The organism is Mesorhizobium sp. M1338 (assembly GCF_040318045.1).
Taxonomy (GTDB): domain Bacteria; phylum Pseudomonadota; class Alphaproteobacteria; order Rhizobiales; family Rhizobiaceae; genus Mesorhizobium.
On sequence record NZ_JAMYLL010000009.1, the window covers coordinates 143,835 to 158,539 of the forward strand.

At 64.6% G+C, this 14,705-nt stretch carries 9 protein-coding genes; 3 read left to right on the forward strand and 6 right to left on the reverse strand.

What is annotated here, in order from left to right:
• Positions 1–283 precede the first annotated feature (283 nt).
• Positions 284–1,165, forward strand: coding sequence for an EamA family transporter (locus tag NKH19_RS12090; RefSeq protein WP_352872510.1), 882 nt, complete (start codon positions 284–286; stop codon positions 1,163–1,165).
• 100 nt (positions 1,166–1,265) lie between these two features.
• On the opposite strand, the gene NKH19_RS12095 is transcribed toward NKH19_RS12090, so the two are convergent.
• Entirely contained in the window at positions 1,266–5,882 is a 4,617-nt protein-coding gene (locus NKH19_RS12095; RefSeq protein ID WP_352872509.1) for an autotransporter outer membrane beta-barrel domain-containing protein, read from the reverse strand.
• Positions 5,883–6,099: 217 nt separating this feature from the next.
• On the reverse strand, positions 6,100–7,047 hold the full coding sequence (locus tag NKH19_RS12100; RefSeq protein ID WP_352872508.1) for an AraC family transcriptional regulator: 948 nt from the start codon (positions 7,045–7,047) through the stop codon (positions 6,100–6,102).
• Between the two features lie 301 nt (positions 7,048–7,348).
• Here NKH19_RS12100 and NKH19_RS12105 point away from each other — a divergent pair, with 301 nt between their 5' ends.
• A complete protein-coding gene (locus NKH19_RS12105) occupies positions 7,349–8,401 on the forward strand; it encodes a helix-turn-helix transcriptional regulator (RefSeq protein WP_352872507.1) in 1,053 nt (350 codons plus the stop codon).
• A gap of 97 nt (positions 8,402–8,498) precedes the next feature.
• Here NKH19_RS12105 and NKH19_RS12110 read toward each other — a convergent pair whose 3' ends face one another.
• The gene (locus tag NKH19_RS12110; RefSeq protein ID WP_352872506.1) at positions 8,499–9,428 is read right to left on the reverse strand and encodes a LysR family transcriptional regulator; all 930 of its coding nucleotides are present in this window, start codon (positions 9,426–9,428) and stop codon (positions 8,499–8,501) included.
• A gap of 97 nt (positions 9,429–9,525) precedes the next feature.
• On the opposite strand from NKH19_RS12110, the gene NKH19_RS12115 reads away from it, so the two are divergent.
• Positions 9,526–10,536 carry a zinc-dependent alcohol dehydrogenase family protein gene (locus tag NKH19_RS12115; RefSeq protein WP_352872504.1) on the forward strand — a complete coding sequence of 337 codons (1,011 nt, stop codon included), beginning with the start codon at positions 9,526–9,528 and terminating at the stop codon, positions 10,534–10,536.
• Between the two features lie 55 nt (positions 10,537–10,591).
• Here NKH19_RS12115 and NKH19_RS12120 read toward each other — a convergent pair whose 3' ends face one another.
• The 3 genes from NKH19_RS12120 to NKH19_RS12130 are packed head-to-tail and all read right to left on the reverse strand — an operon-like array spanning position 10,592 to position 14,345.
• The gene (locus NKH19_RS12120) at positions 10,592–12,889 is read right to left on the reverse strand and encodes a xanthine dehydrogenase family protein molybdopterin-binding subunit (RefSeq protein ID WP_352872502.1); all 2,298 of its coding nucleotides are present in this window, start codon (positions 12,887–12,889) and stop codon (positions 10,592–10,594) included.
• Positions 12,886–13,869, reverse strand: coding sequence for an FAD binding domain-containing protein (locus tag NKH19_RS12125; protein ID WP_352872500.1), 984 nt, complete (start codon positions 13,867–13,869; stop codon positions 12,886–12,888). Before NKH19_RS12125 ends, NKH19_RS12120 begins: the two co-directional genes overlap by 4 nt.
• Positions 13,866–14,345 carry a (2Fe-2S)-binding protein gene (locus tag NKH19_RS12130; RefSeq protein WP_023760152.1) on the reverse strand — a complete coding sequence of 160 codons (480 nt, stop codon included), beginning with the start codon at positions 14,343–14,345 and terminating at the stop codon, positions 13,866–13,868. Before NKH19_RS12130 ends, NKH19_RS12125 begins: the two co-directional genes overlap by 4 nt.
• Positions 14,346–14,705 lie beyond the last annotated feature (360 nt).

Here is a 14,705-nt window from a genome sequence, read left to right on the forward strand (position 1 = left end):
AGATTTCCGCCTTTTGGCGGCTTTCTGCGGAAATTCAGCCTTGTTTGCGCGCTGCAGCATAGTTGCCGTTTTCATCGGTGCCTGTACGGCCCGACCGCCGGATTTCAGCGACGATGGCTCGCCTGCCCGTGTAATGACGGACGGGGCATAACGGGCCGGGCCGAACGATCCGCTGTCCTGCCCCATCAGGACGCCGGCGCTGCCTCACGACAGGCGGGCCGGTTCCCCGTATTTCCTGTTCCGCTAGGCGAGTTTGCGCCGGGCGGCAGGGAGGACGAACCAAATGACATCGACGTCAATTGCTCGTCGCGAAGCGGCGCCCTTGCCTGTCGCGGCGCTGATGGGCGCCATGGTGTCGATCCAGATCGGCGCCACCTTCGCCAAGGGTCTGTTCCCGCTGATCGGCGCGCAAGGCACGACGACGCTGCGGCTCGTCGTCGGCGCGCTGATGCTGATCGCGGTGCTGCGGCCCTGGCAGGTGCGACCGTCGCGCGCCACCATGCCGTGGCTGGTCGCCTATGGGGTGACGCTGTGCGCGCTCAACCTCCTGTTCTACGCCGCACTTGCCACCATTCCGCTCGGCATCGCGGTGGCGCTGGAGTTTTCCGGTCCGCTTCTGGTGGCGACCTTGACCTCGCGGCGCGCCAGCGACTTTGCCTGGATCGCGCTGGCGGTGGCCGGCATCGTGCTGTTGTCGCCTTTCGTCCGTTCGCTCCAGCCGCTCGATCCGACCGGGGTGATGCTGGCGCTGGCGGCCGGCGGCTTCTGGGCGCTCTACATCGTGCTGGCCCAGAAGGCCGGCGCGGAACTGGGTTCGCGCACCACCGCGTATGGGATGGCCATCGCTGCCGTTCTGGTGCTGCCTTTCGGCGTGGCGCAAGCAGGGACCGCGCTGCTGGCGCCGTCGATCCTGGTCAGTGCCTTGCTCGTCGGCCTGTTTTCGAGCGCGCTGCCGTTCTGGCTGGAGATGGTGGCGCTGACCCGGATGCCGGCCCGCATCTACGGCACGCTGACCTGCCTGGAGCCGGGGCTGGGCGCGCTGGCCGGCTTCCTGTTCCTGCACGAGAGCCTGACCACCACGCAATGCGCCGGGATCGCCGCGGTCATTGCCGCCGCCTTCGGCGCAGCGCTGACATCGCGGCCGCCGGTGCCGTCGCCGGAGTAGGGCGGACGCGGGATCATGCCGCAAGCCGATTCCGCCGCCCTTCCTGATCAGCATTCGAGCGTTGCCTCTATCCGGTCAGCGCTCTTCGCTGTTGTTGGCGTCAGAACCTCAAGCTAAGATCGACCTTCGCACCCTGGTCGACCGCGCCGCCACCGAATTGCCCGGAATAGGACAGGCCGAGCGTGGCGTTGGGAGCGAGACGCAGGTCGACACCGGCCTCCACAAGGGCGGCATCCTTGGCGATCGGCACGCCGGCGATGGTGAAGAGATCGCCAGCGACGAAGGCAAAGGTCGAGCTTGGCGTGACATCACCAAAGGCGTGACGCCAGCCGAGCATGCCGCGTGCGGTGGCGTTCATGCCGCCAAGCGCAAGATCGGTGGAGCCGCGCAAGCCCAGCGTGGTGAAGGTGGCGTCGGTGGTCGAGCCGGCACTGGTCAGCGCCGCCGCGCCGCCCGTTTCGGTGAAGCCATCGGTGTGCACGCTGACATAGGCGAGATTGGCGAATGGCTCGAGCTTGAAGCGCCCGGCATCGGCCTTGTAGGCGAGTTCGCCAAAGACCTGCGCGGTGCCGGCGTCGTAGTCGGCCGACAGCGCGTCCGTGAAACCGTTGAAAGCGACGGCGCGTTTTGTCGAGAGGCTGCTCCAGCTGTAGGCGGCACCGGTGCGGAAGGCGATCGCGCCCCAATTGGTGCCGCCGTAGAGACCGAGATGGTAGCTGTCGCTCTTGCCCGATGAATTGCGATCATCGGCGTCAAAACTCGAATGGCTGTAGCCGCCGAGCAGACCGACGCGCCAGCCGCCGACCAACGTATCGGCGCCGGCCAACAGGCCGCCGGTCGAGCGGTCGAAGGCGGCGGCGTTGCCGTCGGAGTCCGTATTGCCCCAGGAACCAAAAGCCTGGCCCCAGATGGCGAAACGATCGGTGTCGGCGGCGACCATTTCTGGTCCACCTTCGCCATAGGCCATGACCGGCAATGCGGCCGCGCCAGCATCGCCGAAGGCGGCGCTGATGCGGTTGCTGGCGGCGTCGCGGACGAAGCGACTGTCCTCGACCAGCATGCCCTTGGCCGAGGCATGGATTTCGCCCGAGAGCTGGTCGAAGGCGTCCTGAGCAGCCGCCTCCGTGGGCAGTTGCATGATGGCGTCATAGAGCGCATTGCCGCTGCCCAGGCCTTCAGCGCCGCCGCCTGTGGCGATCTGGTTGGGCGTCAGCCCGACCGAGGCGAAGGTCTTTTGGACGACATCGAGATAGACGTGATTGGCGTCGTAGCTGTCGACCAGGCCGAGGAAAGCCGCCCCAGTGTCGCCGGTAACCGTGTAGGTCCCGGTGACGCCGCTATCGGCTTGCAACACGGTATAGTGCGTGCCCGCCACATAAGGCGCGCCGTCGAGTTTGACCACGTCGATCAGCGCGCCGCTGTCGATCGTTGCTGCACCCGTCGCATGCAGGAAATCGGAGGTACCGGTCGAGGTGAGTTCGATCTGGTAGATCGAGCCCGCTGCATGGTCGATGTCGCCGGCGACGTTGAGCGTGCCGATCGAATTGCCCGGCGCGATGATGCCGCCCGCTTGCGCCACGATGCCGCCCACCGTGCCGTTGCCGCCCAGCGTGCCGCCCGAGACCGTCACTAGCGAATTGGCCAGCGAGCCGTTCACGGCCAGCCGTCCGCCGCTCACGTTGGTGGCGCCGGTGAAGCCGCTCGAATCGGCGGTCAGGTTGGTATTGCCGGCGATCTGGTTGATCGTGCCCAGTCCGCCGATGATGGCGCCGAAGGCGTAGTTTGCGCCGGTATGATTGAAATTGAGCGCGCCGGTGCCGGCGCCGAACTGCAACGCGGCGGGATCGAAGATGCCGGCGCCCGTCGCCGCGGAGCCTGCCGCGCCGCCGATGTTGAGGTTGCCGGTCGAGCCTGCCTGACTGGCGATCACGGTAAGGCCGTCCACAATAGCGGTGCCGCCGTTGGAGAGCGTCACCGAAGCCGTACCATCAAAACCGATCAGCAGGTCGCCATGCATCTCCCACAGCGAATCCGTGCCGTCGACCGTTGCCTGGCCGGTGGCATCCGCACCGATCGCCATGTAGGCAAAGCCGCCGGAGGCTACGCCGCCATTGGTGACGGTAAGAGTGCCGCTTCCTTGATCGCCAAGGTACAGGCCGTTCTTGTTGGTCCATTTCGAACCCGCGCCGTCGACGGTAACCGCACCAATGGCTGTCGTTGCCCCGCCGACAACGACCGCATCGGCATCTGCTGAACCGCCGTTGGTGATGGAAAGTGTCGCGTGACCGCCGGCGCCCACGGCAAGAACGTCATCGGTGCTCCAGGAGGATCCCGGCCCGTCCACCGTCGCGGTCGCCGTTGCGGTATCGACTTCGCCGAGGCTCGCGGCTTGGTTGGTGAGCTTGCCGCCGTTCAGGATGTTCAGTGCACCGGTGCCCTGGTAGCCGACGAACAGGTCGTCACTCCTGACCGCGCCGCCGTTGGTGATCGACAGGGTGCCCGTGCCCTGAACGCCGACGAGCAGCTCCGCGCTGTTGGTCCAGGCCGAATTGTCGACTATGGCCTCGCCGATTGAGCCCGAGACCGCGCCGATATAGCCGATATTATTGCTGACCGCGCCGCCGTTGGTGATCGCTAGCGTGCCCGTGCCTTTATAACCTACGAAGAGGTTGGAGCTGTTGGTCCAGGTCGAGCCGGCACCGTCGACGAACACCGTGCTGGTGGAACCAGCAGCGTAGGCCATGTAACCCTCGACATTGCTGACCGTGCCGCCGTTCGAGATCGTCAGATTGCCGTTGCCATTGTTGCCGACTGTGAGATCGCCGCTGTTGGTCCAGGTCGAGCTACTATCGACGACTACCTTGCTGGTGGAGCCAGCACCATAGGCCACATGACCGTCGGCATTGCTGACCGCGCCGCCGTTCGAGATCGTCAGCGTGCCCGTGCCGGAGTTGCCGACATAGAGATTCCCGCTGTTCGTCCACTTCGATACCGCACCGTCGACCGCCACCATGCCGGTCGAGCCCGCCGAGTGGCCAACATAGCCCGAGGCATTGCTGACTGCGCCGTCGTTGGTGATCGCAAGGGTGCCCGTGCCCAAATCGCCGATAGCCAGGTTGGAGCTGTTGGTCCAGGTCGAGCCGGCACCGTCGACTGACACCATGCCGGTCGAGCCCGCCTTCGCGCCAATAGCCGCCCAGCTATTGCTGACAGTGCCGCCGTGGGTGATCGCCAGGGTGCCGGTGCCGAAATCGCCGACAAGCAGGTTGGAGCTGTTGGTCCAGGTCGAGCCGCCATCGACGAACACCTTGCCGGTCGAGCCCGCAGATTTGCCAACATAACCCGTGACATTGCTGACGGCGCCGCCTTTGGTGATCCTTAGAGTGCCGGTGCCGTTGTCGCCGACGGTGAGATTGCCGCTGTTTGTCCAGGTCGAGCCTGTGCCGTCGACGAACACCTTGCCGGTCGAGCCGGCTTCGTAGCCAACGTAGCCCCAGCTATTTTTGACCTTGCCGCCGTTCGAGACCGTCAGAGTGCCCGTGCCGAAACCGCCGACGAACAGGTCAGAGCTGTTGGTCCAAGCCGAATTATCGACCGTCACCGTGCCGATCGAGCCCGAGAATGTGCCGACAAGGCCCGAGGCATTTTTGACCGTGCCGCCGTTCGAGATCGTAAGCGTGCCCGTGCCCTGATCGCCGACAAAGAGGTTGGAACTGTTTGTCCAGGTCGAGCCGGCGCCGTCCACGAACACGTTGCCGGTCGAGCCGGCCGAACTGCCAACATGGGCCCAGCTATTGCCGACTGCGCCGCCATTGGTGATCGCCAGAGATCCGGTACCGTAGCCGCCGACAATCAGTGGCCCGCTGTTGGTCCAGGTCGAGCTCGCGCCGTCGACCGTCACCGTGCCGGTCGAGCCCGCCGATTTGCCAACATAACCCGCGACATTGCTGACCGCGCCGCCTTTGGTGATCGCCAGAGTGCCGGTGCCGTTGTCGCCGACAGTCAATCCCCCGCTGTTGGTCCAGGTCGAGCCCGCGCCATCGACCGTCGCCGTGCCGGTCGAGCCTCCGTTGTAGCCCAAATATGCGTCGGCGCTTGTTACTTTGCCGCCCGCGGTGATGATCATCGTGCCGGCGCCAGAATTGCCTACATAGAGATTCGAGCTGTTGTTCCAGGAGCCGGCACCGGTGACGTTGACCATACCATTGGAACCCGACGCATAACCGAGGTAGCCACCGGTGTTGCTGACCGTGCCGGCGTTCGAGACCGTCAGCGTCCCAGTGCCCCCATATCCAATTGCAAGGTTGGCGAAAGTGCTCCACGAGGAGCCGGCGCCCGTAACCGTTGCCGATGCATTGGCGGTTGCTGAATATGCCAATGTACCGTCTTGACTGGTGAGAGTGCCGGCATTCGAAATGGTGAGATCACCGGTTGAAGAAAAGCCATCTGCTATGGTGAGACCCGCGGCAAAAGCATTTCCGGCGTTGATGACGGTCGGGTTTGTGGTGGTTGTGTTGATAGTGACATTATCGGCCGCTGTCGGCACCGACACAGGGCTCCAGTTTCCGGCGGTAAACCAGTTCGTGGAAACAGTGCCGGTCCAGGTCTCGGCCGCTTTGGCGGCGATTGGCTGGCCAAGACCGACCAGCGCCGTTGACGTCAGCGCCAGATACTTCAACGCCTTCGCCTTGCGGCTTCCAAATGTGTTCCGCAGCATTCAATCCCCTGACATGACAGTCGTTTCACCCTGAGGCTGACATGTCATTGGAGCCCAGCTGTTGTCTTGGGCAGGACCGCACTGGAATTGGACTGGAGTGAGGTGCCGTACTTTTTCCGTGCACTGTGGCAGTTTGGCGCCATCGATCGCCGCGGATCTCGGCTTTCGACGAGAGGGAATCGGAAATCAAGTGTCCAGCTTCCGGGTATCCGGATTACTATCTGGCGCCCGTTGGCGTGTAGCCGAATCGGCGGCGAAAGCAGCGGTTGAAATACGACACATCGCTGAAGCCACTGATCATGGCAATTTCGCTGACGCGCATCTCGCCATTCTGTCTCTGCGAGAGCATCCTGTGGGCCGTCTGCAGGCGCAGTTCGAGAACGCGCTCGGAAAAGCTGATGCCCGTCTCCTGCAGGAGATCGTGAACATAGCGCGCCGACAGGCCGAGTTCCTGCGCGACGCCTTGCGCCGAGATGCCGGGGTTGGCGAAATTATCGGCGATCTTCGCCAGCACCGCCTGCAGCCTGGCCGCTGGCAACCCGCGTAAGCCGGCCAGTTCGGCAGGCTCGCCTTTGGCGCCTGTCACCAGGCCGATCAAATCGACGATCGTTTCCGTCGCGTGCGCTATCAGATCGGGCGAGACGAGAGGGCGGCCGGTTTCAAGAAGTTGACAATAACGCTTGAGAAAATCGAGAGCTTCGTTCTCGGCGCCGATCTTCAACGCCAGCCTGTCATCGATCCGCGGGAAGGCCTGTGCGAGGACAGCACGGGGGACCACCACGTTTGTCCACACATTGCTGTCGGCGCCGGCCATTTTCAGCGCTTCCGATGCCGTGACCAGCACCGCTTCTTCCTGCCCGACACTATAGTCGCGGCCGACCTGCGCGCCGGTCAACGGCGTGTCGGATTTGTTTATCAGCAGGAGATAACCATCGTTGCCGTCATCAGCGATATTGCTTGCCTTCCTCGTTGCATGCTTGATTGTTCCGGACATCTGGCCAAGAACCAGCGATCCGACAGCCGTGGCTTCGATCGCAGCTTCGAAAGGCAGCTTTTCCGATATGCCGTATTCGACCGACCATATCTCCGCGACGTGGATGTCTTGCCAGAGGGAAAATCGATCGCGATCACTGAGATGCGAGGGCAGTTGAGCCGATGAAAACACCGTTTTTCGTGGCAATGGTGTACCCATATACATTCGCGTTCTCTAATATAGCGAGCGCGATGCTTTCCATTTCAAGAATAACCAGAGACAATAGCCGCCTAGTGTCATCTGATCGAATTTACATCCTTAATCGGGTTGAACCACGCGTGGCGTCACCCAAAAGTATGACTTCGCGAAATCCTCCGAAGCGAGATCGGGGCGTGCAGGAGGCTTGGTGCAGAGGCTTAGCGGCGAAGTACTTTCCTCGATTGTCGGCGATATCTACGATTGCGTTTTGAATCCGGACGGCTGGGCCGGGGTAATGACCCGGATCACAGAGGCGGTCGACGCCGCCTACACCACCATCGCGCTTGCCAGCACTGCCGGCAATCACGGCCGCTTCGCGGCTCAATCGCCCTGGGATCCCGTGCAAATGCGCATGCTCCAGGAGGATTATGATTTTGACGCAATTCCCGGACTGAAGGCCGCGATCGTCGGCGACATCGACACGCCCGTTGCGACGTTGTCTCTTATGAGCGAAGCCGAACTCCAGCAGACGCCATTTTTCCAGAATTGGGCCAGACCGCAGGGATTGCGCGAGGCCTGCATCACCAAATTCGTTCATACGCCGGACCGGATCGGGCTCATGGGTTGCACCACGCGGGCCAGCAGGGAGATCATCTCAGTCGAAGAACAGCGTTTCCTGGCATTGCTCTCGCCGCATCTGCGCCGTGCTTCCCTGATTGGAGATCTGCTCGATCAGGCCCGCGTTACCGCCGACCTTTATCGCCAAGCGCTCGACCGTCTCGCCGTGCCTGTCGTTCTTACCGGCGCCAACGGAGCAATCCTCCATGCCAATCGGGCGGCCGATCGAATGTTTTCGGCGCAAGGTCCCGTTCTTTCCAGGAAGGGCCTGCTTCAGGCGCAGAATCCGGTGACGGCCCGCGCCCTGCTGGAGGCAATCGCCGGTGCCGCGAGCGAGGACGCTTCGCTCGGCTCCCGCGGCATAGGCCTGCCCATTTCGGCCCCGGGTCAGCCGCCCGCCGTCGCCTATGTATTGCCCCTGACCGAGGGAACCGCGCGCGCGGCTTTCCGGCCGGCATATGCCGCTGTCTTCGTGTCGACGACGACGTCTTCTTCTCCACTTCCTGAAGCTGTCCTCACCGCGCTGTTCGACCTGACGCCCGCGGAGGCGCGGGTCCTGCTGCGCATCGGCAGCGGATTGTCCGCGTCGAAGAGCGCGCTGGCGCTCGGCATCGGCGAAAACACCTTGAAGACCCACCTCAACCGAATCTTCGCCAAAACCAGCACGAGACGCCAAGCCGATCTCGTCAAGCTCGTTTCGGACATAGGCACGCCGCTTGCACCTCAGTGATGGCGCCCAACTCGACGTTGCGCAATGGCTGCAGGTTGACGATAATTCGGCGCAACGCGCACCCCCTTTGCGTGCCGGCCAATCACTGTGGCAACCCTCACCGCCGCCAGGGCGGTTCCGGCGCGAAGCGCTTGCCGATCCAGTCGGCGAAGGCGCGGGTCTTGGCGGCTTGTCCCTTGGCTGAGGGCGTGACGACATAGATCGCGCCTTCGTCGGCCAGCGTCCAGTCCTCCAGGATTGGCACCAGCCGTCCGTCGGCGAGCTCGCGGCCGACCAGCCAGTCGGTGCTCATCATCAGGCCGACGCCTTGCACGGCGGCCTCGACAAGCACCTCGGCATCATCGGTGACCAACGGCCCGGATACCTCGACGCGCACGCTTCGGCCCTCGCGGTCGGTCATCTCCCAGGCCGGAAAGGTCTGGAAGCCGCTGAAGCCCAGGCAGGAATGTTCGAGCAGCGCCCGCGGTGTCTCCGGCCTGCCCCTTCGGGCGAGATAGGAGGGGGCGGCGCAGAGCAGCCGCCGCCGCGTCGCCACCTTGCGCGCCACCAGGCGCGAATCCTCCAGCGCGCCGAGCCGCACGGCGACGTCGAAATTCTCGGCGACCAGATCGGCGAAGCGGTTGGAGAATTCGGCCTCGATGCGGACATCGGGAAATTCGGCAAGGAATTGCGGCAGCAGCGGCCCGATCCACATGCGCCCGAACGTGCCGGGCAGCGCCAGTCTGAGCAGGCCGCGCGGGCCGCCGCCGGCATGTGCAGACGCGGCAGCCTCGGCCTCGTCCACGGAGGCGAGGATGGCGCGCACCCGCACCATGAATTCGGCACCTGCTTCGGTCAGCGACACGCTGCGCGTCGTGCGATGGAGCAGCCTGACGCCCAGCCGCTCCTCCAGCGATTGCAGCCGCCGCGACAGGATGGTCGCGTCGCGCCCGACACGCGCCGCCGCCCTGGTGAAGGAGCGCGCCTCGGCGATGGCCGCGAAGGCCGCCATTTCGGCAAGGGTCATCGGCTCGTGAGATTGCTGCATAAGTCACATTACTGAAATGTAAAAGGCAAGGATTATCCAAACATATCGCAGCAGATAGCTTCACTCAACCCATCAATCGTCCCACCGGAGTGAAACCATGAAAGCCATCGAACTGAGCCAACCCAGGCTGGACGCCTTCCGCGCCGCCACCATTGCCACCCCCGAACCGCAGCGCGGCGAGGTGCTGATCCGCCAGCGTGCGGCGAGCCTCAATTTCGTCGATGTCGCGGTGGCGAGCGGCAATTATCCTGGACCGAGCTTTCCGCTCATCCCCGTCGCCGACGGCGCCGGCGAGATCGTCGCGCTGGGCGAGGGGGTTACGGGATTCGCCGTCGGCGATCGCGTCGTCGCCCATGCCAAGCCGCGCTGGATCGGTGGCCGGCCGCGGCCTTACGAGATGACGCAGATGCGCGGCATCTCGCTGCCGGGGTCGTTGGCCGAATATGTCGCGCTGCCGGCCAATTCGGTCGTGCCGGTGCCGGCGCATCTCTCCTTCGAGGCGGCGTCGACGCTGCCGATCGCCGGCACCACCGCCTGGAACGCCATCCGTGCCGCCGATGTCGGGCCGGGCTCGGTCGTCGTGCTGCTCGGCACCGGCGGTGTCTCGATCTTCACCCTGCAGCTTGCGAAAGCCGCCGGCGCCACCGTCATCATCACCTCGTCGTCGGACGAGAAACTGGAGCGGGCGAAGGCACTGGGCGCCGATCATCTCATCAACTACCGCGCGACGCCCGACTGGGACGGAAAGGTGCTGGAGCTGACGGGCGGCCTCGGCGCCGACCTCGTCGTCGAGACCGGCGGCACCGCCACCTTTGCCCGCGCCATCAACGCCACCGCGCCCGGCGGCACGCTGTTCACCATCGGTTTCGTTACCGGCGCCGAGGCCACGATCAACCTGCTGCCGATCATCATCAAGGCTCTGAAGGTGTTCGGCAACAACACCGGATCGGTGTCCGACCTTCGCGACGCCGCCCGCGCCATCGGCGCGGCCAGGATCGAGCCGGTCGTCGACAAGGTGTTTTCGCAGAACGAAGCGGTCGAAGCCTACACACACATGGCCGCCGGCGGCCTGCACTTCGGCAAGCTGGTGTTCGGGTTGGAGTGGTAGGGGACCGATGAGAGCGTGATCTCCCCCCTCGAGGGGGAGATTACTCGCTTCATCCTCAGATCAGCTTCTCCAGCGTGATCGGCAAATCCCGAACCCGCTTGCCCGTCGCATGAAACACCGCGTTGGCGATCGCGGGGGCAACGCCGACAATCGCCAGTTCCCCGACGCCTTTGCCGCCGAGCACCGAGGAATGCAGGTCGGGGATGCCGACCGAGATCACCTCGATATCCGGGATGTCGGCATTGGTCGGCACCAGATAATCGGCGAGGTTGTTGTTGACGATGCGGCCATGGCGGCGGTCGACGATGCCTTCTTCGAGCAGCGCCTGGCCGATGCCCATGATGATGCCGCCCTTCCACTGACTTTCGGCGAGCTTCGGGTTGTAGAGCCGGCCGGAATCCAGCGCCGACACCACGCGCGATACCCGCACCGTGCCGAAATCCTCATCGACGCGCACCTCGATGAAATGCGCGCACCAGGAGTGGCGGGAATAGTCGCCCTCGGTGTGCGGCAGCGCCATGGCGATGGTGGTGTAGTTCTTGTAGCGATCCTCTGGCGTCGAATTGGCCGGCATGGTGTCGCCGGTGGCCTCGATGTGGTCGCGGCCGACGCTTTTGAGCAACTCGGAGATCGAGACATCAGGGCCGTCGCCGCGTGGCGATGAAATACGGCCATTGGCGACAACCAAAGTGTTGGCCTGCAGGGCGTGGAAGGGTGAGCGTGGATCGCTGATCGCCAGCCCGATCAGCTGGTCGAGCGCCGAGGTCGCCGCCTTGTAGACAGCACCGGTCATCACGCCGGCCAGCCGCGAGCCGCCGGCGACGCCGGCGCGGGGGAAGCGCGAGTCGCCGAGCTTCACCACGACATTGTCGGCCGGCACGCCGACCGTCTCGGCTGCGGTCTGCACCAGGATGGTGTAGGTGCCCTGGCCCATGTCGATCGAGGAGCTTTCGACCTCGACCGAGCCGTCGGCCAGGATGCGCACGATCGCCTCGCCATAGGCGCGCCGCACGGGATAGGTGCCCGCCGCTACTCCCCAGCCGATCAGCTGATTGCCGTCGCGCATGGAGCGCGGTTCGGGCGTACGCCTGGACCAGCCGAAGCGTTCCGCGCCGGTGGCAAAAGCCTCGCGCAACTGCCTGGTCGACCAGGCTTTTTTCGCTTCCGGATCCTGCTCGGCATAGTTCCTGAGCCGGATCTCCAGCGGATCGATGCCGACTTCGTAAGCAAGCTCGTCGATGGCGCTTTCGATGCCGAAGGCAGAGGGGTTTTCGCCCGGCGCGCGCATGGCGCCAGGCACCACCGAATTCACCCGCACGACATTCTGCCTGGACGAGAAATTCGGCGTCGCGTACATGATCGAAGTGACCGATCCGAGCGGCTCGACCCACATGCCGTCGACGGATGTTTCATTGACGCCGCGATGCACGATCGACTGGATCTTTCCTTGCCGGTCGGCACCGATCGTCACCGTCTGTCGCGTCGCGGCGCGGCCGCCATAGCCGGTGAAGGTCTGCGGCCGCGTCATCACCAGCCGCACCGGCCGGCCGAGCATTTTGGCGGCAGACGCCGCCACCGCGCCATGGCTAAGCGCCAGCGCCTTGGAGCCGAAGCCGCCGCCAATATAGGGCGAGACCAGGCGCACATTTTCGAACGGCACGCCGAACCATTCGGCATAGGTGCGCGCCATGCCGTCCAGCCACTGGCTCGGCTCCCATACGGTGAGGTGATCGCCTTCCCAGCGGGCGATCAGGCCATGCGGCTCCATCGGCGCCTGGTATTCGCGCGGCGTGTTATAGGCAGCGCAGATGCGCACCGGGGCCGAGGCGAAAGCGGCCTGCGCGTCGCCCCATTCCTTGGTCATGGCGTCGATCGGGATGCCGTCGCCGGCCTTGGCGTCGCTGAGGTCGACGATGGCGGGCGTCTCGTCATAGCTGACCTTGAGGAGGGCTGCCGCGGCGAGCGCCTGCTCGAAGGTTTCGGCGACGACAGCGGCGACATGCTGTCCGGAGAAAGTGATGTCGCGCACCAGCGGGCAATAGGGCTTGTCGGGCGGCGGCGTGCCGAACCAGTCCGATGCGGGTTTCAGGCTGATGATGGTGTCCGGCGTCAGCACTTGCAGCACGCCGGGTGCTGCTTGCGCCTCCTCGGTGTCGATCGCGCGCACCTTGCCCGACGCAATCGTGCTTTCGACCAGCACGGCGTAGGCGAGGCCTTCAAGCTGCTGCTCGACGGCGTATTTGGCTGCGCCGGTGATCTTGGCCGGGCCGTCGACGCGCGACAGCCGGCCGCCGACGACTTGCGCCAGCGCGCCGTCGGATGCATCACCACGTCTGATGTTGTGAACGGTCATGCCGTCTCTCCCATTTTGAGGATGGCGCGCGCGACAACGCGCGGCGCCAGTTCAATCTTGTAGTGGTTGGCACCATGGTCGACGGCGCCTTCGATCGCGAGCAGGCTGGCGGCGCGGACAGCATCTGGTTCCAGCACCTTGCCCTTCAGCGCGTCCTCCACGGCTCGCGCCCGCCACGGTTTGGTCGCGACGCCGCCAAGCGCCACGCGCAGGTCACGGATGGTGCGCCCATCGGCCTCGAACTCGATGCCGACGGCAGCACTGGCCGCGGCGAATTCATAGGATTGCCGATCGCGGATCTTGAGATAGGTCGAGCGCCGAGCCGCGGCCGAGCCTGGGATCTCGATGGCAGTGATCATCTCGCCCGGTTCGATCGCGTGTTCCCTGTCTGGCGTTGTGCCGGGCAGCAGGAAAAAATCGTCCACCGGGACCAGGCGATCGCCGAGATGCACGATCGCATCGAAGGCGACCAGCGCCACTGCGAGGTCACCCGGATACATGGCGATGCAGGCTTCGCTGGTGCCGAGCACCGCATGGCCCCGTGTGACACCGCCGATGGCCGAACAGCCGCTGCCGGGTTCCCGCTTGTTGCAGGCGGGGAAATTCGCCGGATCGCGGAAATAAGGACAGCGCGTGCGCTGCATCAGATTGCCGCCGATGGTCGCCATGTTGCGGATCTGTGCGGAAGCCGCCTGCCACAGCGCTTCCGAGACGGCGGGGAAGCGGCTCTTGATGCCGGCATGGTCGGCGACGTGGCTCATCTTGGCAAGCGCGCCGATGGTGGCGCCACGCTCGTTCAGTTCAATGCCGTTCAGCCCCTCGAGATGGCTGATGTCGACCAGCGTCTCGGGCTCGGCGACGCCGCATTTGGCGAGGTCGATGAGCGTGGTGCCGCCGGCGAACAGCATGGCGCCGGGCAGGGCGGCTGCCTGTCTTGCCGCATCGGCCGAGCCGGCGCGCAGATAGGAAAAATCCCTCATGATGCGACCTCCAACGCAGCCTGGCGAACGGCGGCGACGATGTGCGGATAAGCGCCGCAGCGGCAGAGATTGCCGGCCATGTATTCGCGGATCTCGTCATCCGAGCCGGCATGGCCCTCGCGGATGCAGGCCACCGCCGACATGATCTGGCCCGGCGTGCAATAGCCGCACTGGAAGGCGTCCTGTTCGAGGAAGGCAGCCTGCACGGGATGCGGTTCGCCCTCGCGTGCAAGCCCCTCTATGGTGGTGACGGTGCGGCCTTCGACTTGCGCGGCCAGCGTCAGGCAGGCAAGCACGCGCTCGCCGTCGACATGCACGGTGCAGGCGCCGCACTGGCCGTGGTCGCAGCCCTTCTTGGTGCCGGTCAGGCCGAGCCGGTCGCGCAAGGCATCGAGCAGCGTGACGCGCGGCTCGAGTTGCAACTCGTGATGATGGCCATTGATATCGAGGTGGACGGGAATTGTTGTCTTGGTCATGGGCGTCTGGCTCCAGTTGCTTGACGCGGATGGGAAGGAATGGGCAGGCGATGGCTAATCTCCCCCCTTGAGGGGGAGATGCCCGGCAGGGCAGCGGGGGTCGGTTCGACCGGGTGCAACCTCCTGCGGCGAATGAAGGTTAGCGCTCTATGTGAGGCGACCCCCTCTGTCGCCTTCGGCGTTATCTCCCCCTCGAGAGGGGAGATAACGCTCTTCGCGGCCTTCGCCAGTCTCCAGTGACCTTGCAGCTTCGAAAGACGTGACATATCCGTTCCCCTGATTATATGATAAAGGTACTCCACTAAATCGGAGGCGCCTCCGTTTATTACGTGGGGGTTGACCCGACCGGGTTCAAGGCCC